18 protein-coding genes are annotated in these 19,486 nt (G+C 69.1%); 11 read left to right on the forward strand and 7 right to left on the reverse strand.

Annotation, left to right across the window (positions count from 1 at the left end; genetic code table 11):
• Window positions 1-40: 40 nt before the first annotated feature.
• From MKW14_RS27805 to MKW14_RS27830, 6 genes are all read right to left on the reverse strand, one after another.
• Window positions 41-1,189 (reverse strand): thiolase family protein, encoded by a 1,149-nt coding sequence (locus MKW14_RS27805; RefSeq protein ID WP_240866720.1) that lies wholly within the window; start codon window positions 1,187-1,189, stop codon window positions 41-43.
• Window positions 1,186-1,638, reverse strand: coding sequence for a Zn-ribbon domain-containing OB-fold protein (locus tag MKW14_RS27810; RefSeq protein WP_240866722.1), 453 nt, complete (start codon window positions 1,636-1,638; stop codon window positions 1,186-1,188). The genes MKW14_RS27805 and MKW14_RS27810 overlap by 4 nt, the downstream gene beginning before the upstream one ends.
• A gap of 252 nt (window positions 1,639-1,890) precedes the next feature.
• Window positions 1,891-2,712, reverse strand: coding sequence for an enoyl-CoA hydratase/isomerase family protein (locus MKW14_RS27815; RefSeq protein WP_240866725.1), 822 nt, complete (start codon window positions 2,710-2,712; stop codon window positions 1,891-1,893).
• Window positions 2,713-2,756: 44 nt separating this feature from the next.
• On the reverse strand, window positions 2,757-3,983 hold the full coding sequence (locus tag MKW14_RS27820) for an acyl-CoA dehydrogenase family protein (protein WP_240866727.1): 1,227 nt from the start codon (window positions 3,981-3,983) through the stop codon (window positions 2,757-2,759).
• Between the two features lie 93 nt (window positions 3,984-4,076).
• Complete coding sequence (locus tag MKW14_RS27825; RefSeq protein ID WP_240866730.1) at window positions 4,077-5,195, reverse strand: acyl-CoA dehydrogenase family protein; 1,119 nt, start codon at window positions 5,193-5,195, stop codon at window positions 4,077-4,079.
• Window positions 5,196-5,267: 72 nt separating this feature from the next.
• A complete protein-coding gene (locus MKW14_RS27830; RefSeq protein ID WP_240866732.1) occupies window positions 5,268-6,038 on the reverse strand; it encodes an enoyl-CoA hydratase/isomerase family protein in 771 nt (256 codons plus the stop codon).
• Window positions 6,039-6,201: 163 nt separating this feature from the next.
• Between MKW14_RS27830 and MKW14_RS41610 the strand changes: the two genes are divergently transcribed.
• The 7 genes from MKW14_RS41610 (at window position 6,202) to MKW14_RS27860 (ending at window position 13,254) form a co-directional block, all read left to right on the forward strand.
• Window positions 6,202-6,771 (forward strand): enoyl-CoA hydratase/isomerase family protein, encoded by a 570-nt coding sequence (locus tag MKW14_RS41610; protein WP_374116606.1) that lies wholly within the window; start codon window positions 6,202-6,204, stop codon window positions 6,769-6,771.
• A gap of 57 nt (window positions 6,772-6,828) precedes the next feature.
• A complete protein-coding gene (locus MKW14_RS27835) occupies window positions 6,829-7,584 on the forward strand; it encodes an SDR family NAD(P)-dependent oxidoreductase (protein ID WP_240866734.1) in 756 nt (251 codons plus the stop codon).
• 11 nt (window positions 7,585-7,595) lie between these two features.
• Entirely contained in the window at window positions 7,596-8,375 is a 780-nt protein-coding gene (locus tag MKW14_RS27840; protein ID WP_240866737.1) for an enoyl-CoA hydratase/isomerase family protein, read from the forward strand.
• Window positions 8,376-8,401: 26 nt separating this feature from the next.
• Window positions 8,402-9,520, forward strand: coding sequence for an acyl-CoA dehydrogenase family protein (locus MKW14_RS27845; RefSeq protein WP_240866740.1), 1,119 nt, complete (start codon window positions 8,402-8,404; stop codon window positions 9,518-9,520).
• A gap of 28 nt (window positions 9,521-9,548) precedes the next feature.
• Window positions 9,549-10,730, forward strand: coding sequence for an acyl-CoA dehydrogenase family protein (locus tag MKW14_RS27850; RefSeq protein ID WP_240866910.1), 1,182 nt, complete (start codon window positions 9,549-9,551; stop codon window positions 10,728-10,730).
• Window positions 10,731-10,910: 180 nt separating this feature from the next.
• The gene (locus MKW14_RS27855; RefSeq protein WP_240866743.1) at window positions 10,911-12,062 is read left to right on the forward strand and encodes an acyl-CoA dehydrogenase family protein; all 1,152 of its coding nucleotides are present in this window, start codon (window positions 10,911-10,913) and stop codon (window positions 12,060-12,062) included.
• Window positions 12,063-12,135: 73 nt separating this feature from the next.
• A complete protein-coding gene (locus MKW14_RS27860; protein WP_240866744.1) occupies window positions 12,136-13,254 on the forward strand; it encodes a serine hydrolase domain-containing protein in 1,119 nt (372 codons plus the stop codon).
• Between the two features lie 532 nt (window positions 13,255-13,786).
• On the opposite strand, the gene MKW14_RS27865 is transcribed toward MKW14_RS27860, so the two are convergent.
• Window positions 13,787-14,647, reverse strand: coding sequence for a helix-turn-helix transcriptional regulator (locus MKW14_RS27865; RefSeq protein ID WP_240866746.1), 861 nt, complete (start codon window positions 14,645-14,647; stop codon window positions 13,787-13,789).
• Between the two features lie 327 nt (window positions 14,648-14,974).
• Between MKW14_RS27865 and MKW14_RS27870 the strand changes: the two genes are divergently transcribed.
• Genes MKW14_RS27870 through MKW14_RS27885 form a run of 4 tightly spaced genes read left to right on the forward strand, consistent with a single transcriptional unit; the run spans window position 14,975 to window position 19,414 of the window.
• Window positions 14,975-16,033, forward strand: coding sequence for a phosphotransferase family protein (locus MKW14_RS27870; RefSeq protein ID WP_240866748.1), 1,059 nt, complete (start codon window positions 14,975-14,977; stop codon window positions 16,031-16,033).
• A gap of 18 nt (window positions 16,034-16,051) precedes the next feature.
• Window positions 16,052-17,224, forward strand: coding sequence for an Rv3169 family protein (locus MKW14_RS27875; RefSeq protein WP_240866749.1), 1,173 nt, complete (start codon window positions 16,052-16,054; stop codon window positions 17,222-17,224).
• Entirely contained in the window at window positions 17,221-17,919 is a 699-nt protein-coding gene (locus tag MKW14_RS27880; protein WP_240866751.1) for a PaaI family thioesterase, read from the forward strand. Before MKW14_RS27875 ends, MKW14_RS27880 begins: the two co-directional genes overlap by 4 nt.
• Entirely contained in the window at window positions 17,852-19,414 is a 1,563-nt protein-coding gene (locus MKW14_RS27885; RefSeq protein WP_240866753.1) for a class I adenylate-forming enzyme family protein, read from the forward strand. Before MKW14_RS27880 ends, MKW14_RS27885 begins: the two co-directional genes overlap by 68 nt.
• Window positions 19,415-19,486 lie beyond the last annotated feature (72 nt).

Here is a 19,486-nt window from a genome sequence, read left to right on the forward strand (position 1 = left end):
TATCGCTCCTTGGAGGTCTCGTCTACCGCGTGCGGGCAGGTCAGGTGGACAGGATGGTGACGGCGGAAACGCCGGGCATCCCGTAGAGGTGGGTGTAGCCGACCCGGGGTGAGCCGGGGACCTGCCGTGCGCCCGCGGTGCCGCGCAGCTGGTGCACGACCTCGTGGATCTGACGGAGCCCGGACGCGCCGATGGGCTCACCGTTGCCGATCAGTCCGCCGTCGGTGTTGACGGGCAGCCGGCCACCGGGTTCGGTCGCCCCTTCGGCGATGAGGCGCTCCTGCTCGCCGTCCTTGCACAGCCCGTTCTCGGCCATGTGGATGATCTCCGAGCCGGCGTCAGTGTCCTGGAGCTGGGCGATCTGGACGTCCTCCGGGCCGATCCCGGCGGCCTCGTACGCGGCCAGGGAAGCGTCGACGGTGGGGCTCGGCGCGTTCTCCACGGTGGGCACCGCGAGGCTCTGCACCTCGAAGGCCCCGAGCCTGCGGCTGCGCAGGACGCTCGCCCGGACCCGTACGGGAGTGGAGGTGTACTTGTGCGCCTGGTCGGCACGGCACAGCACGACGGCGGCCGCGCCTTCGTCCGGACCGCAGTACATGAACTGGCGCAGGGGGTAGTTGAGGACCGGTGAGGCGAGGATCTCCTCCTCGGTCAGCGCCTGGCGTCGCCACGCCTTCTCGTTGCCGGAGGCGTTGCGGAAGTTCTTGGCCGCGACCCGGGCCAGCGTCCGTTCTGTGATGCCGTGGTCGTGCATGTAGCGGTTGATCTTCATGCCGAAGAAGTGCGTCGTGAGCATCATGCCGGTCTGTGCGTACCAGTCGGGCAGGCCCGCCACCGAGGGGTCCGCCGCGAACGCGCCGCGCGGGTGCTTGTCCATGCCGATGGCGATGGTCAGATCGTGTTCCCCCGTCTCGATGGCCCTGGCGGCCAGCGAGACCGCGGTACCGGCGGTCGCGCAGCCGTTGAACACTCCGCGCAGCGGAATGCCCGTCAGACCGAGCCGGTCCACGATGGCGTCCGGGTTGGAGACCTCCAGGCTGCCGACGTATCCACCCTGGACCTGGGGCCAGGTCACGCCCGCGTCCGCGAGCGCGAGCCGGACGGCCTCGGCACCCATGTCGATCGCCGACTTGCCGGGGAAACGCCCGAAGGGGTGCAGGCCCACGCCGATGATGACCGCTTCCATCATGCCTCCTCAGCGACGGCGCCGGCCGGCGCGAACGCGAACGTCAGGATCTGCGTGCCGTCGTCGGCGACGCTGTAGGGGAGCACCACCATGCGCATCCGCTGCCCGATGGTCAGGGCCTCGGGGTCGGGCTCGGTCAGCCGTGCCTCCACCAGCAGGCCGTCCGCAAGCTCCACGTAGCCGACGGTGTACGGCTGGAACGTCTCCGCCGTGTCGTTGCCGTTGTAGGGCGGGGTCGGCGGGCGGAACCCCTGGGTGGTGAACGTCCACAGGGTGCCCTCGTTCGCCAGCGTCCGGCGGTCGGTCTTGCCACTGCCGCAGCGCGCGCACAAGTCGGCCGCCGGAAAGGCGACAAGGCCGCAGTCGGCACACTGTGAGCCGATGAGCCTCGGATCGTCAGAGGGCCAGGTGAACAGGTCCTCGGCGACCGGAATGGTCTTGGTGTTCGTCATCGACGACTCCTTCGCTCCGGGCGGCGCCCGGCGATGTCATCCTCTGCGCAAAGTACTGAAAGGATATAGATATGTAAATTAGTTAGCTCTTTTGTTTCATCAGATGTGATGGGATCGGTCAGTAACCGCCTCGGCGCAGCCCGTGTGGAGCGCACTTCGGTACCTCGTCGGGACGGTGCCCGAGCGGGACGCGGTCGCCCGAAGCGGGATTCGGGGCCCAGGTCGGACGAGGCGGTTCGGGTGCCGGCGCCGTCAGAGCTCCAGCGGGTTCTTGGTGGCGACCGTCTCGAAGTCCGGGCGCCGCTTCTCCCGGTGCGAGCCCACGCCCTCCTGGACCTCCGGACCGCCGAAGCCGAGGAACTCCAGGCCGAGGGAGGCCTCGAAGATCGGGGCGGCGGAGCGGTACCAGTGGTTGAGGGAGCGCTTGGTCCAGCTGATGGCGCTGACCGAACCCGCGGCGAGGTTGGTGGCCACGCGCAGGGCCTCCTCGTGCACCTGGCCGTCGTCGACGCACTTGGAGACGAGTCCGATCCGCTCGGCCTCCTCACCCGTGAGCGTCTCGCAGGTCAGCAGGTAGTACTTGGCCTTGGCCATGCCGCACAGCAGCGGCCAGCAGATGGCGGCGTGATCGCCCGCGGCGACACCCAGCCGGGTGTGCCCGTCGACGATCTTCGCGGTACGGCCGACGACGGAGATGTCGGCCATCATGCCGATCACCAGCCCGGCTCCGACCGCGGGGCCGTGAATCGCGGACACCACGGGCTTGGAGCAGTCGAGTACGCCGTAGACCATCTCCCGGGCTTCGCGCATCACGCGGACACGTACGGCGTAGTCCTCGGTCATCGCCTCGATGGAGTCGAAGGTGCCTCCGGCGGAGAACGCCTTGCCGGCCCCCTGGACCAGAACAGCGCGTGTCTCCTGGTCGCGGTCGATGACCGGCCACACATCAGCCAGCTCGCGGTGCATCTGCGGATCCACGGCGTTGAGGTTGGGAGCGTCGAGAGTGATCCGCAGCACGCCGGCGGCGGGACGGTCGAATTTCAGCGCGCTGAACCCGTCGTAATGGGCGGTCATGACATCTCCAATTCGGGCGGAACGGTCGGCATGAGGAAATGTGCTCACTTCTGCGCCGCGCGTGGTTCGCGCGGCAGGCCGAGCACCTTCTCGGCGAGGATGTTGCGCTGCACCTGGGAGGTCCCGGCGTAGATCGTCCCCGAGCGGGCGACCAGGTAGGTGGTCGACCAGGAACCGGAGGAGTTCGCCGCGCCGGGGTCGTCGGCACGGAAGGTCCGCAGCGGCGGGCGGCCCACCGGCACCTGGGCGTGCATGCCCATGATGTCCATGGCCAGGTCGGTGACCTGGAGGTGGTACTCGCTCCAGTACAGCTTGGCGATGGACGACTCGGGTCCGGGTGCCGCTCCCTTGAGCCACCCGGTCAGGATCCGGTAACCCAGATTGCGCATGGTCTCCACCTTCGCCCAGCACCAGGCGATGCGCTGACGGATCACCGGATCACGGTCCTTGCCGTACATCCGGGCCAGCTCGATCAGACGTTCCAGCTCCGCCTTGAACAGGATCGGGTTGGTGGCGGCCTCCTCGCCGCGCTCCACGCCCAGCAGGCTCTGGGCCACCGTCCAGCCGTTGTCGACGCCGCCGACGACGAGGTCGGCACGGGTGCGGGCGTCGGTGAAGAACACCTCGTTGAAGTGCAGCTGCCCGCTCATCATCCGGAACGGCCGCACCTCCACCCCGGGCTGGTTCAGCGGGACCAGGAGGAACGAGATCCCGCCGTGCTTGGGGGCCTCCTGGTTCGTACGGGCCAGGACGAAGATCCAGTCGCTGTGGTGGGCGCCGGAAGTCCAGACCTTCTGTCCGTTGATCACCCATTCGTCGCCGTCCAGTTCGGCCCTGGTGGTCAGCGAGGCCAGGTCGGAGCCGGCGTCCGGCTCGGAGTACCCCTGGCACCAGACGTCCTCACCGGCCAGGATGCGAGGCAGGAAGTGCTTCTTCTGCTCCTCGGAACCCCAGCGCAGCAGCGTGTTCGCCAGCATCTTGACGCCGAACGTGTCATGCGGCATGCCGAAGGGGACGCCGGCCTGGGCCAGCTCCTCCATGAGGACGACCTGGTGCAGCTTCGACAGGCCGCGGCCTCCGTGCTCCCTCGGCCAGGTGACCGACAGATAGCCCCGCTCGGCGAGCAGTTCGCGCCATTTCCTGGAGAACTCCCAGGCGGGCTCCTCGTCCAGGGCTCCGATTCCGGGCCAGTCGGCCGGAAGCTGCTCCGCGAGGAAGTCCTTGACCTCCTCGCGGAACGCCTCGGCCTCGGGCGGGTAGCTGATGTCCACGGAGCCCTCTCCTCACACCTCAGTGATGGCTGAACGGTCTTGCTGGAAAAATTCTCTTCAGTGCCCGGGCGGGCCTGTTCCCTGAGCCGCGGTTCACACGCCTATCGCCTGCGCGAGGAGTTCGCGGTGGTAGGCGGAGTCGCCCAGCAGGAGCTGCGAGGTCTTCGCCCGCTTGAAGTACAGGTGCGCGGGGTGCTCCCAGGTGAACCCGATACCGCCGTGGACCTGGATGTTGTCCTGGGTGACCTTCACGCTGGCGTCCGAGCACAGCGACTTGGCCAGGCTCGCCGCCATCGGCAGGTCCCCCTCGCCGTTCTGCGCGGACAGCAGCGCGGCATAGGCCGCGGCCCGGGCGGACTCGACCTCCATCAGCGAGTCGGCCAGCAGATGCTTGACCGCCTGGAAGGAACCGATCGCGCGGCCGAACTGGTGCCGGACCTTCGCGTACTCGACCGCCATCTCCAGTGCCCGGGAGGCCACCCCGACCTGCTCGGCCGCCAGTGCCACGGCGCTGTGCCGCAGCACCACCTCGACCAGCTCCCATCCGTCGCCCCGCGTGCGCAACCGCCGGGCCGGGACGTCCCGGTACTCGAGGCGGGCCTGGCGTCGCGTGAGGTCGAGCGTGGGCAGCGTGGTGCGCGTGAGCCCGGGGGCGTCACCGGCCACCAGGAAGATCCCGATCCCGTCGGTGGCCCGGGCGACGGTCAGGACGACATCGGCCTGGGCGCCGTCGAGGACGAAGGTCTTGTGGCCGTCGAGCAGCCAGCCGCCGTCCGCACCGGCGCGGGCCGTCAGCGTGACGCCCTCGCGGTTCCATCGCGCCGAGTCCTCGGTCAGGGCCAGCGTCGCGACCTGCTCACCGGCGGCCAGGGCGGGCAGGAGCTCCGTCCGTGCCTCCTCGTCGTCGCTGTGCAGCAGCGCCGTCGTGGCCTGCACCGCCGAAGCCAGGTACGGCGCGCACAGCATGGCCCGCCCCATCTCCTCCATCACCAGCCCGACCTCGACCGGCCCGGCGCCCGCACCACCGTGCTCCTCCGGTATGGCGAGGCCCTGCAGGCCGAGCTCGGAACCCATCCGCCGCCACAGAGCCTGGTCGTAGCCGGCCTCGGTCTCCATGGTGCGGCGCGTCTCGGCTTCCGGGGCCGTTGCCTCCAGGAACGCGCGCACCGTCCGGCGCAGTTCCTCCTGGTCCTCGTCGAAGGCGAAGTCCATTTCCACTCCTGATGAGAATCGGTGTGCCGCTGTGCCGACGGCTGATGCGGGCAGGGGTCCGGACGGGCCGGGTCAGTCCTTGGCCAGGAGCTTCTGGACGATCGCCACGTGCTCGGGGGAGTGCATGGTTTCCCGCTCGGCGAGCAGGGCGGGCTCCATCACCGTCGACAGTGCCTGTTCGATGTGGAGGTTCACCGCGCGCTTGGTGTCGCGCAGCGCCTGGGAGGGGAGCTCAGCCAGGCGCTGCGCGAGCTTGATGGCCTCGTCCAGGACCTCGTCCCGGGCGACGACCCGGTTGGCCAGCCCCAGCCGGACGGCGTCCTCGGCGCTGACCCTGTTGCCCAGGAAGAGCAGTTCCTTCGCACGGGCGGGTCCGACGATCAGGGGCAGCATCAGCGCCCCGCCGTCGCCGGCGACCAGTCCCACCTGGACGTGCGGATCGGCCAAGTGGGCGCCTTCCGCCACGAGGACGATGTCGCTGAGCAGGGCCAGGCTGCAGCCCAGGCCGACGGCGGGGCCGTTGACGGCCGCGACGACCGGCAGCGGGCAGCGCAGCATGCCGGTGATGATCCGGCGTGCCTCGTCGACGCTCTGGTTCCGGAAGGCCTCGTCGCGCTGGACCCGGGTCATCACCTCGAAGTTGCCGCCGGCGCTGAAGGCACGGCCACGTCCGGTGAGCACGACGGCCCGCGCGTCGTCGTCGGCGGCGATACGGTCCCACACCTCGGCGAGCGCGGCGTGCATGCTCTCACTCGTCGAGTTCAACTGGTCGGGACGGTTCAGCTCCACCAGCCGGACCGGTCCGCGGGCGGTCACCACCAGCTCAGGGGACAGATCGTACATCGCGACTCCACGAGGGTTGCTCAGCTAAAGGTAATCGTAGTTTAATGGTCTAACTGAATATGGGGAAGTGGGGTCGGCGGACCTGGTGGAGGCGTGGGTGGGACGGGACGGCTCGGGCGAGGGTACGAAACCTTGCTCACGGGCATGACGGACCGCTTTCCTGATCGTCACTCTCCATCGTCCGGACAGGCTGAACGCCTTCACGTCCCGGATGATGACCGACCTCATTGTCGTGCTCGACGAGGATGACCGCGAGGGCGAGGTGTGGTCCATCACCGGCGCCGGCGCGGGGCGGGAGTTCTGTGCGGGCGCCGATGTGGGCGGCGCGGCACCTTCGACCACCGCTCCGCGGGCGTCGGTCACCGGGACATCGCGGCAGGATCGCCCTGTGCCTGTCCGCCTGCGCCAAGCCGGTGACCGGGGCGGTCAGCGGCCCCGGGGTGGAGGCGGGGGCCAGAAGACCCTGCCGATGGACATTCGTCGGCCCAGGCCGCAGCCTGGTTCGGCTTCGTCTTGGCCACTGAGGCGAGCCGCACCGCATGGTGGCGCACCGGCTCGACTCGCGGATCAACCAGATCGGCGGCGGCCCGGACTCGACCGAGGGTGTCGAGTCGTTCTTGGCCGACGAAGGGTCGGCCGCGACGTTCAGGAGTTGTCTCACCCGCTCTCGGGCCGGCCTGCAGGGGTTGAGAGTTCCGCGCGGGGCGAGCACCAAATCGAGTGGATAACTTAATTAGTTAGATGTATGTTGACTTCGGTCGGTCACGAGCACGTTGAACCAGGAGGAGACGTGGAACTGCAGGGCAAGGTCGCGATGGTGACCGGCGCCGGACGCGGGATCGGCGCGTCGATCGCCGACGCGCTCGCCGCCCGGGGGGCGGCCGTCGCGGTGTGCGACGTGGACGCCGTCACCGCCGAGAAGAGTGCCGCCGAGGTGGCCGGTCGGCACGGCGCCCGCACCATCGGCGTAGCAGCGGACATCTCCGACGGGACAGCGGTCCGGGCCGCGGTGGGCGCCGTCGCGAAGGAGCTCGGACCGATCGACATCCTGGTCAACAACGCGGCCGTGGACGTGATCAAGTCGTTCGTGGACAGCACGGAGGAGGAATGGGACCGGATCATCTCGGTCAACCTCCGCGGCACCATCACCGTGACCCGCGCGGTGCTCGACGACATGATCAGCCGTGGCTCCGGGAAGATCATCCACATCGCCTCCGACGCCGGCCGCGTCGGCTCCTCCGGTGAGGTGGTCTACTCCGCCACCAAGGGCGGTGTGATCGCCTTCGGCAAGGCACTGGCCCGCGAGGTCGCCCGGCACGGCATCACGGTCAACACGGTGTGCCCCGGCCCGACCGAAACGGCATTGCTCGCGCAGGTGGCCGAGTACAGCCAGAAGATGCACGACGCGGCGATCCGCGCGATCCCGCTCCGCCGTGCCGCCGTGCCCGCCGACATCGCCGAGGTCGTGGCCTTCCTCGCGACGGACGGCGCCGCCTACATGACCGGCCAGACGCTGTCGGTCAGCGGCGGCCTGACGATGCAGTGAGGAGTGCCCCGATGACCCAGGCACTGACCACCGACATACGAGGCCGCGTAGCCGTCCTCACCCTGAACCGCCCCGACAAGCTCAACGCCATCGGCACGCCGGTGGTGGAGGGGCTGGAGTCGGAACTGCTGCGCCTGCGCGACGAACCCGGCGTACGCGCACTGGTGATCACCGGTTCGGGGCGCGCCTTCTCGGCGGGAGCGGATCTGGACGAGATCGAGGGCTGCGCCGGTCCTTATGACTTCCGGGCCTTCGTCCACCGCCTGACCGATGTGTTCGGCCTGCTGGAGGCATACCCGAAGCCGTCGGTCGCCGCCATCCACGGATTCGCCTTCGGTGGAGGGCTCGAACTCTCCCTGGCCTGCGACCTCAGGGTCGCGGAGGCCGGTGCCCGACTGGGCCTGCCGGAGATCAAGCTCGGCGTGCTGCCCGGAGCCGCCGGCACTCAGCGCCTGCCCAGGCTCGCGCCGCCCGCGATCGCCAAGCAGATGATCCTCACCGGTGAGCCCATCACGGCCGAGCGCGCCCACGCGGTCGGGCTGGTCAACGAGCTTGCCGAGAAAGAAGGCGCGCTGGACGCGGCGCTGAAGCTCGCCGAGCGTCTCGCGGCCGGCGCGCCGCGCGCCCTCGACGCGGGCAAGCAGCTCGTGGATCGCGGGCTCGCCATGGACCTGAACGCGGCGATCGCCTTCGAGCGCGAGACCGTGACGGCGCTGTTCAGCACGCTCGACCGCGAAGAGGGCCTGAAGGCCTTCCGCGAGCGCCGGGAGCCCGAGTTCCAGGGTCGGTAACCGCGGCCGAGACAAGGAAGATGACCATGGACTTCAGCTTCAGCGAGGAGCAGGAGGAACTGCGCAAGGTCGTGCGCTCGTTCCTCGCGGCCCACTCGGCCGAGACCGACGTGCGCCGGATCTCCGAAGGCGCCGAGGGCTACGACCGCCAGGTATGGCGCCGCATGGCCGGCGAGCTCGGTCTCCAGGGACTCGCCGTCCCCGAGGAGTACGGCGGTGCGGGCTTCGGTTACCCGGAACTCGGCGTCGTCTTCGAGGAGATGGGACGGGCCCTGCTGTGCGCGCCGTACTTCTCCTCGGTCGCCCTGGCGGCCGAGGTGCTGCTGCGCAGCGGTGACGAACTGGCCGCCAAGGACCTCCTCCCGGGCATCTGCGCCGGGACCACGGTCGCGACCCTCGCGCTGACCGAGGAGAGCGGGCTCTGGACCGAGGACGGGGTCAGCCTCTCCGCCGCGCGCACCGGCGACGGCTGGACGCTGTCGGGAGTCAAGACGTACGTGCCGGACGGGCACCTCGCCGACCTGCTGCTGGTCGTCGCGCGTGGTCAGAACGGTGTCAGCCTCTTCGCGGTCGACGCCACCGCGCCCGGCCTCACCAGGACCCGGCTGCCGACCCTGGACCAGACGCGCGAGCAGGCCCGGCTGGAGTTCGAAGGCACGCCCGCACGGCTGATCGGGTCCTCGGGCACTGCCTGGCCCGTCATCGAGCGCGCCCTCGCCACGGCGGGGATCCTGCTGGCCGCCGAGCAGGTCGGCAGCGCGGCGAGCACACTCGCGACCGCGGTCGAGTACGCCAAGGCCAGGGTGCAGTACGGCCGCCCGATCGGCTCGTTCCAGGGGATCAAGCACCTGTGCGCCGACCTGCTCACCGAGCTGGAATCGGCTCGTTCGGCGGCATACGGCGGTCTGTGGGCGCTCCAGTCGGGCGACGAACAGGAGATCCGCGTGGCCGCGGCGCTGGCCCAGGTCTACTGCTCGGAGACCTTCACCCGGGTGGCGGCCGGCAGTATCCAGGTGCACGGAGCCATCGGCTTCACCTGGGAGCATCCGGCGCACCTGTACTTCAAGCGGGCGAAGAGCACCGAGGTGCTGCTGGGCTCGCCCGCCCACCACCGCGAGCTCCTGGCCGCCGCGCTGGGACTGTGACCGTGCGGCACGTGAGGAGGGAACGATGATGGAGCTGCAGTTCGGTGCGGAGGTGGAGGACTTCCGCGACGAGGTGCGTACCTGGCTGGCCGAGCACCTGGTGGGTGAGTTCGCCGAGCACCGCGGCGTGGGCGGCCCCACCGACGGTGAGGCGTGGGAGGTCCGGCTCGCCTGGGACCGGGAACTGTCGGCCGGTGGCTGGCTGGGCCTCGGCTGGCCGCGCGAGTACGGCGGGCGCGGCCTGGGCCTGCTGGAGGAGATCGTCTTCGAGTACGAGTACGCGCGCTCCGGGGCCCCGTACCGGGCCACCGGCAACGCTCTGGACCTGCTCGGCCCCATGCTGATCGCGATGGGCAGCGAGGAGCAGAAGCAGCGCTTCATTCCCCGCATCCTGGCCGTCGAGGAACTGTGGGGCCAGGGGTTCAGCGAGCCCGGCGCGGGATCGGACCTGGCGTCCGTACGCACCCGTGCCGAGCTGGACGGGGACGAGTGGGTCCTCAACGGCCAGAAGGTGTGGACCACCTTCGGTATGCAGGCCGACTGGCTGTACGTCCTGTGCCGGACCGACCCCGACTCCACGCGGCACAAGGGCCTCAGCATGCTGCTGGTCCCCACCGATCAGCCCGGTGTCGAGATCCGTCCCATCCGTTCACTGGCCGGGCAGGACGAGTTCACCGAGGTCTTCTTCACCGACGCCCGGACCCGGGCCGACCTGGTCGTCGGCGATGTGGGCCAGGGCTGGCGCACCGCTATGGGCACGCTCGGCATCGAGCGCGGCGCCACGCTGCTGCCGGCCCAGCTCGCCTACGAGCGGGAGATGGACGCGCTGCTGGAGCTGGCCCGTGAGCGTGGTGCGCTCACCGACCCGATGCATCGCCGTTCCCTCCTGGACGCGTGGATGTCGGTGCGGATCATGCGCACCACCAACCTGCGTACGGTCGCCGAGCTGCTGCAGGGACGCACCCCCGGAGCGCAGGCGACGACGGCCAAGCTGTACGCCTCGACCAACCACCAGCGAATGGGCCACCTGGCGATGCAGATCGAGGGCGCGGCCGGGCAGATCGTCGCGGACGGCTACGGCCTGGACGTGCGCCAGCGCTCCTTGCTCATCTCGCTCGCCGAGACCATCTACGGCGGGGCGAGCGAGGTCCAGCGCAACATCATCGGTGAGAAAGTGCTCGGCCTTCCCAGGGACCCGAAGCCGCTGTGAACGGAGTGCGGACCGGCACGGAACTCTGCCATTGAAACTCGCTGGTTGCTCGCCGTCCGAGGGACTCGGGAAGTGTGGCGGACGCGTGCGTCGCATGCCGACTTGTCGCAGTGCGTCTCCATCTCACAAAATAATCTAACTAAATATAGTATCTGTCTAAACGATTGAGGTGGATGCATCATGGATTTCGCGCTGACCGATGAACAGGAGATGCTGCGTGCTACCGCACGTCAGTTCGTCGCCGACGTCTGCCCGCCCGAACGCGCCAAGGAGTGGGACGAGCAGCACGCCGTCCCACGCGAGCTGTTCGAGGGCATGGCGGAGCTCGGCTGGTTCTCGCTGCCCTTCGCCGAGGAGGACGGCGGTGACGGCGGCAGCCCGCTGGAGCTGATCCTCATCGCTGAGGAACTGGGCCGGGCGAGCTTCGACATCGCCATGTGCTACATCGGCGTGCTCATTCCGGGGCTCACCACCTTCCGGTGGGGCAGTGAGGCGCAGCGCGTCTTCATCCGTGAACAGGTCATGACCGGCCGCCACCGGCTTGCCGTCGCGATGAGCGAGCCCGACACCGGATCGGACGCGGCGGCGCTGCGTACGCAGGCCGAGGACCGGGGAGACCACTACCTGGTGAACGGGCAGAAGGCGTGGTGCACCGGCGGCGGTCTGCCGGACACCACGATCGCGACCTATGTACGCACCGGTCCGCGTGAGCCCAAGCACGGCGGGATCAGCCTGCTCCTGGTCGACCCCAAGACCGAGGGCATCGAGATCAGACGCACGCCCACGCTCGCCCGGCACATCCTGGGCACCAACGAGGTCTTCTTCAAGGACGTCGTCGTGCCGAAGGAGAACCTGGTGGGACCGCAGGACGAGGCATGGAAAGTGATGCTCTCCAACCTGGAACTGGAGAAGGTCATCATCACCGGCGGCTACCTGGGCGCCGCGCAGGCCACGTTGGACGAGATGCTCAAGTACTCCCAGGACCGTCAGGCGTTCGGCCGTCCGATCGGCACCTTCCAGTCCCTGGCCCACGCCATGGCCGACCTGCAGACCGAGATCGACTCGGCGCGGCTGCTCGCCTACCGGGCCGCCTGGCTCCTGGCACAGGGCAAGCCGTGCACCCGTGAGGGGTCGATGGCCAAGCTGAAGGGCTCGGAGACCTATGTCAACGCCGCGCGGCTGGGCATGCAGGTGTGCGCCGGGCAGGGCTTCTCCACAGAGAGCGTCATGAGCTTCCGCTACCGGGAGTCGATCGTCGCCACGATCTCGGGCGGAACCAGCCAGATCCAGCGCAACGGGATCGCCCGCAGCATGGGTCTGCGCACGTACTGACCGCCCGGGCCCTGGCCCGGGGCCGCCTGCCGGACCGGAGCCCGACCACCCACAGCCACCACGGAGGTGGACCTTGTTCGATCGTTCGATCGTCGATCCGCTGGCAGCCGGTGTCGATCCCGGCAAGCTGGACGTCCTGCTGCGCCGCGTCAGGCTGGAGGTCGAGCACGGTCCGCTGCCCTCGGCCCAGCTGGCCGTCGCCCGGCACGGCCGCCTGGTGGCGTTCGAGACCTGGGGCGACGCCGACCCTGACACCCGGTACATCCTGCAGTCGGTGGGCAGGACCGTGGTGGCGGGCGCGGCGTGGAAGCTGCTGGGGGAGGAGCTGCTGCGGCTGGACGAACCGGTCGCCGGGATCATTCCCGAATTCGCGGCCAACGGGAAGGAAGGGGTGACGGTCGAGCACGTTCTCACCCACTCCGCCGGCTTGCCGTTCGCGCCGCTCGGCTACCCCAAGATGTGCGACCGCGACCTGCGGCTCGCGGCCTTCGGCCGCTGGAAGCCGGACTATCCGCCCGGCACCCGGTTCCAGTTCCACTTGACCTCGGCGGCCTGGCTGATCGCCGAAATGGTCGAACGGCGGACGGGCCTGCCGCTCGCGGACTACCTGCGGGAGCAGGTCGTCCGCCCGCTCGGACTGGACAGCCTTGAGCTGGGAGTCCCGGTGGAAGCCCAGAAGGCCACCGTCGCCCCGATGATCGCCACCGACCGCACCAGCGAAGAGCAGGAGCCCGACCCATGGGGGCCCTGGTACCTGTCCAACCCCGACATCCTTGCCGCGGGCGAGCCCAGTCACTCCCTAGTGGGGACGGCCGCGGATGTCGCGCTGTTCTATCAGGCCCTGGAGAGCTCGGAGCTGTGGCCGCGCGAAGCGGTCGAGGAGGGCAGGCGGATGCGCTTCGCCAAGGCCCCCGCCGGGCGAGAACTCTACGGCGGCAGCGACAAGCGAGTCGGCATGGGCTTGTTCGTGACAGTCGCGGGTCCCGACTCGGGCGGCAATTTGCCCTCGACCGGCTCGCCCGCCCTCTACGGCAACGCCGGCGCCGCCTACCAGCTGGGCTTCATGGACCCGGAGACGGGTGTGTCCTTCGCCTGGCTGAGCAACGGCTACCCTCTGGCCGGATACGACCTGTCACGCAGGGGGGAAGCCCTGCTGACCAACGTCGCCAATCTGGCGGCCGACCTGCTCTGAGAGGGCGATGAGAGCCGGTTCGCAGGCTCGGTGACCGTCGAGAAGTCGCCGACAGCGATCAGTGCTCTTCCGGTTGACAGACAGCTTGCACCCTTCCCGCAACCCTGCGGGGCTGTTTCCCGGTTCACAACAGTCCTCATCCGGTGCGCATTCATCCCGCCCCCGACGGCTGCCCGCGCTGGCCACCGATCCCCTCGTGACCGACCAGGGATGGACACGCGCAGAGGAGGGTGCTGACGGAACACCTGGCGAAGGTGCAGCGGCTCGCCGCGACGTCCCAGAAGCCGGCAACGATCCCCGTCCCTCGGCCGGTCTCGGAGACGGCGAGCGCGTGAATGGGCCGGACCGCGGCTGACCTCAGGTCCGGCTGCGCTGTCGCCGTCGCCGGCCCGGTCCGATCCCGGCCGAACCGGCCTGGGACATATCCCGCGCCGCCGACTGCCTCCTCGCATCCGAGCGCCGGGCTCCTTCTGCTCCGTCCCGCCCGGGATCTCCTTCTCCCACCCCCGCCATAGAGCCCCGCGGTGGCGTCTCAGTGACCTATGACCGCCCCCCAAGTGGCCTGCCCCCGAATGATCTCGAGTTTGCGTGCGTCGTCAGGTGTCGCGGGAAGGTGCACGACCACCTTCAGTGAAGGTCGATCGATCAGCCGCAGCTGCATGAGGTACGTCGAGAGACATCCGATGTCCTTGTGCAGGAACTCCTGTCTGCCGCTGACGCCCCGGACCACCTCGTGAGCCGCCCACCAGCGTTGGAAGTCGGCGTTGGCAGCCGCCAGTTCGTCCGCGATACGCGAGAACCGGGGGTCACTGGGATGCGCGGCCGCCTCCGCTCGGAACTGGCCGATGACGGAGCGGGCGTGTTCCTCCCAGGCGGCCAGTGAGCTTCGGACCCTCGGGACGTTGAACGTGGCCCACAGGACGTTCCTGTGGGGCGGTTGGAGCTCACCGATGTCGCAGAACACCGCGACCAGCGCGTCGTTCCAGGCCAGGTAGTCGAAAGTCGGTCCGAGGACATATGCGGGCGCGGGCAGCAACCGCTCCAGCAGCTGCCGCGCGTGTTCGTCGACGGTGTTGTCCCGGCAGGGATAAGGGCCCGGCGGGAGCCCGGCGAGACGTCGCATGTGCCGGTGTTCGTCCTCGGTCAGCCGCAACGCCGCGGCGATGCTGTCGATGACGTCGACCGTCGCGTGCACGTTCTGACCCTGCTCGAGGCGGGTGTACCAGCTGTAACTCACTCGCGACAGGTTGGCGACCTCCTCCCGCCGCAAACCAGGGACACGGCGCGGCCGGTCGGCCGGAGCAAGCCCGACCGATTCAGGCCGCACCTGGGAACGGCGCGCGCGGAGAAACGCCGCCAGCTCGTGAGGTCGTTTGTCAGCGTCGGACGCCATCTGCTCAACCCGCCATCCCGTTTCCTACCACTCGAAGTGGTACCACAGACCAGATCCTTGTCACCCCGCTCGCCCCACCGCAAGATCGGCGGGAGATGGACATTGGAGGTTCCATGGAAGTACAGCCCCCACGGAGACGATTCGACCGCCAGGCGCTGACAAGGCCGCGGGCCGCCTTCGACCGCAACTGGTCGGGACTTCCGTCCTCCGCGCCTTCACACGACGGGCGTCAGCGCCGGGGCGAGCAAGAACTCGTGCACTGGTTCGCCTCCGGCCAGGTCGCGCCTCACGGCATCGCTCCCCGGCACATCCTACCGGTGGTCTGAAGTGCGCGATCTCTCCTTCTTCGCGGACCGCCGCGGAAACCTCGAACGCTGGCTCGCAGGAGTCATGCCGGACGCGACCTCGATCGCGCTCTCCCCGTTCACTCCCGTGAACTCGGGCTTCTCGAACGCCACGATGCTCACCGAGTTCCGCTGGAGCGACGCCAATGGTGACCACGTCGACGAGATGGTGATACGGGCTCAGCCGCCCGGGGACGGGCTCTTTCCCGACTATGACCTCCGGCTCCAGTACGACGTCATGGCTGCTCTGGCCAAGACCCCGGTCCCCGTTCCGAAGGTCGGCCCCTTCGTCGACGACCCGGACGTGCTCGGGGGGCCCTGCTTCCTGATGCATCGAGTGCACGGCGAGGTGGCGTCCGGCTTCCGGCCCGGCTTCCACGGGCACGGGCTGTTCTTCGACGCGTCCGTGGAACGCCGCCGCAAGATGTGGTTCGCGGCCGTCGACGCGATGGCCTCGCTGCACAGCCTGGATGCCGACGCCCTGCCGCTTCCTTCCTCCCTCGGTCCGAAGGACAGCGCCAGGGACACGGTCCTGCGGATGCTCGACGTCATCGAAAGCCAGCTGGACTTCACGGGCCTGGATCCGTTCCCGGTGCTCCGCGAAGCACTCCGGTACCTGCGGTCGGAGATACCGGCCGACGGCCGCACGGCGCTGTGCTGGGGGGACGCACGCCCCGGGAACATCGTCTACCGCGATGATCAGGTCGCGGCCGTACTGGACTGGGAGCTGGCACACCTCGGCCCGCCGGAGGGCGACCTCGCGTACTTCCTGCTGGTGGACGAGACGGTGGCCGAACTCAACCACGTGCCACGCCTGCCCGGCCTGCCGGAACGCGACGAGACCGTGGCCTACTACGAGTCGCGCACCGGTCGACCCGTGAAGGACCTCGAGTTCCACGGCGTCCTGCAGTGCCTGCGCCTGGCCGCCATGCTGGTCCTGACCGTGCGCCTCAGCCCGCCGGAGCTGAGCTTCCCCGCCGGCTACCTCACCGACAACGTCCCGACGCGGCGGCTCGCCGAGCTGCTGCGTGCTCACGCCTGAAACGATTGGAGTGATCACATGAACGACGTCGTGCTCACCGCCGCCGACGAGTATCTCTGCCACCAGACCGTCGCCAGCTTCGAGCAGGTCACCACGACGGACCGCAACTGGACGGAGAAGGGGTACGTCGTCGCCTACGACACCACCGGCGAGGTGATGATCGCCGTCGGTATCGGCAAGTACACCAACCGGGACGTCATGGACGCCTTCGCCGGCGTGGCCGTCCCCGGCAGGCAGTGGAACGTCCGCGCGTCCAGGGAACTGCGCCCGGACCTCGACCGCACCACCGTCGGCCCCGTGGTGTGGGAAGTCGTGCGGCCTCCCGTGGAGAACCGGGTCGTCCTGACCGACAACGAACTCGACATCAGCTTCGACGTGACCTTCGAGAGCGACTTCGATCCCATCGTCGGCAGCCCTGGCCTGCGTCGGGACCGGGGGATCACGGGCAACCACACGATTCGGTACTTCCAGCCCGGCCGCGCGCGGGGTGAGGTCAACATCGAGGGCCGCACCTACGTGCTCGACCCGGAGCGTACGTACGCCTACAAGGACCGCTCGTGGGGCATCCGGTCGATGACCGGCATTCCGAACCCCGGGGCGTTCTGGTTCAACGATCCGGTCGGTCTCCCCGAATCAGGTCTCCGGCCCGCTCCCCCTCGCACCGAGGGAATTCTGCACGGCTACCTCAACTTCAACTTCGGCAGTTGGGCGCTGTCCACCACGTTCACCCAGGGACCCGACGGCCGGCCGATCCAGTCCAGCACCGGCGTGTCCGAAGGGTTCGTCGTCTTCCCCGGCAGCTCCAAGCCGCGCCTGCGCATCACCGATATCCAGCTCGACTTCGAGTTCTGGCCGAACTCGCGTCGCGCTCGGGCACTCGAAGCCAAGGTAGAGCTGGAGGACGGCTCGAAGCGCGAGATCACCTGCACCTGGAAGGACCTTGTCTACTACTTCAGGGGCGGCGGCTACTTCGGCTTCCGCGGCTGGTGGCAGGGTGGCTACCGGGGCCCGCTGGATGTCGCCGGCGAGTCGCTCGACCTTCGCGACAAGGCGGTCCGCGACGAGCTGTACGGCTGCGAGGAGATCGCCGTCGACCTTGTGTGCGGCGACGAGACGGGCAACGGTGTGATCGAGCCCTGGGCCATCGGCGCCCTTCCCCGCTACGGGATCACCGAGGAGATGCTGGGATGACCGAGCATCTCGCGTCGATGGCGGAGAGGGTGAACAGGCTCGCCAACGCGGCGCGGATCTCAAGGGCGCCCAACGACGTGGTCGACCAGGTCTGTTCGCTGACCCGGCAGGCGGAGGCCCTTCTCGAGCAGTATGCGTGGGCCGGACCGTACGCGGTGGAGCAACTCGCGCCGCCCGACCAGGACATGTTGGTCTGGGAGCCCGACGATCTGCGCAGGACGATCCCGTACAGCCCCATCCTCGGCAACCTCAGCCCGACAGCCGGCCGGACCAAGGTATGGGCCGACGGCGACGACGTCGAAGGATCGGTCACCCTGTCTCCGATCCACGCGGGCCCGATGGGTACCGTGCACGGCGGCATTGTGGCCGCCGTGCTTGACGAACTCACGAGTCTGGCCATTCTCGCCTCCGGGAACGTAGGCTACACACGGTCCATGACAGTTACCTACCGACGGCCGACGCCACTCGGCAGCGAGCTGAGCCTGTGGGCCAAGACCGCCGGCCGAGCCGGCGATGTGTTCATGACTTCCGCCGAGATACGCCATGCCGGTCAGGTCACCGCGTCCGCGGTCACCCTGCATCACGCGGCCGGCCGTCGGGACGAGCCCATCTACCGAAAGGCGAGAGATGACCGACCAGCTCGCGTGGCGCGCGGCGGACACATCGGTGGCGCTGGAGCACCGCAGCATCAGTGAGGTCCTTCGCACGACCGCCGCGCGGTACCCCGACCGCCCCGCGGTCGTCATGCCCGGCGCCGACACGCTCGAGACCCTGTCGTACGCCGACCTGCTGGCGGCGGCCGAGGACCTCGGCGGGCGGCTTCGTGCGATCGTCGGAGAAGGCGGCCGCGTGGCGGTGTGGTCACCGGGAGCCATTTCCTGGCTGGTGACGGAGTACGCGTGCGCGCTCGCCGGTCTCGTCCTCATGCCGATCAACCCGGCTCTGACGGACAAGGAGGCGACAGACCTCCTCGATCTGGGTGATCCCGGAGTCCTGCTCTGTGGGGGCGAGTTCAGGGGCACGCACCTGCTCGAGCGCGCCCGGCGGTTCGCCCCCACAGGTACCGTCATCGCCGAACTCGACCACTGGCGGGACCAGTTGCCCGCCGCGCCGATCGCCGACAAGCCGGTCGACCCGTCGCTGGACTTCCTGATCCAGCCGACATCCGGCACGACGGGGCCTCCCAAAGGCGCCGTCCTGACACAGTCCGCCGCCATGGAGTGCGGGCGGCTGGGCATGCTGCCGCTGGAGCCACGAGGTCACGATATCTGGTGCAGCCCGATGCCGCTCCACCATGTGGCGGGGTCGGTGTGTATCGCGCTCGGTATGTTGTCCGTCGCGGGGACGATGGTGATCCAGCCGGGATTCGACCCCGGGCAGGCGCTGCGCCTGATCGAGGCGACCAAGGCCACCATCTTCGGCGCCGTACCGACCATCCTGGTGGACATGCTCGCGCATCCGGAGTTCCGCCGGACCGATCTGAGTACCTTGCGGGTGGTGCAGATCGGCGGGACGACGGTGCCGCCCAGCCTGATCCGACGGATAGAGGCCGAGCTCGGTGTGGCCGTCAGCGTCGGCTACGGGCAGTCCGAGGCGCCGTCCAGCGTCATGACCGCCCTGGACGACCCCGACGACATCAAGGCCCAGACGCTCGGTCGTCCGCTGCCGCACCGTGAGGTGAAGATCGTGCGCAGTGGGACCGGGGAGACGGCCGCATGCGGCGAGACCGGAGAGTTCATGATCCGCTCGCCGCTGGTGATGAGCCGCTACCTCGGGGACTCGGCCGCCACGGCCGAGGTTCTCACCGACGACGGCTGGCTGCGTACCGGCGACCTCTGCAGCATGGACCGCTCAGGCATCCTGCGCATCCAAGGCCGCAGCCGCGAGGTCATCATCCGAGGCGGCGAGAACATCTATCCGGCCGAGATCGAACACGTCCTCTCCGCGCATGAGGCGATCGCTGAGATCGCCGTGGCGGGGGTGCCTGACGAGCGATGGGGCGAATCGGTCGCGGCTTGGGTGCGGCCCGCTTCGGGCCGAACCGTCGAACCGGCCGAGCTCGAGTCCTGGGCGCGCACGCAACTCGCGTCGCACAAGGTGCCCCGGACCTGGACGGTCGTCGAGGATTTCCCCCGTACCCCGTCAGGGAAGATCCAGAAGTTCCGTCTGCCCGGCCGGCCGCAAGCGTGACCGCGGCCGCGCCCTGGGCGCGGCCGGCGAGGTCTGCCGGCTTCTGATCCCCGCCCCACCCCGGTCGCCGTG

The sequence above is a fragment of the Streptomyces gilvus genome (assembly GCF_022513565.1).
GTDB classification, from domain to species: domain Bacteria; phylum Actinomycetota; class Actinomycetes; order Streptomycetales; family Streptomycetaceae; genus Streptomyces; species Streptomyces gilvus.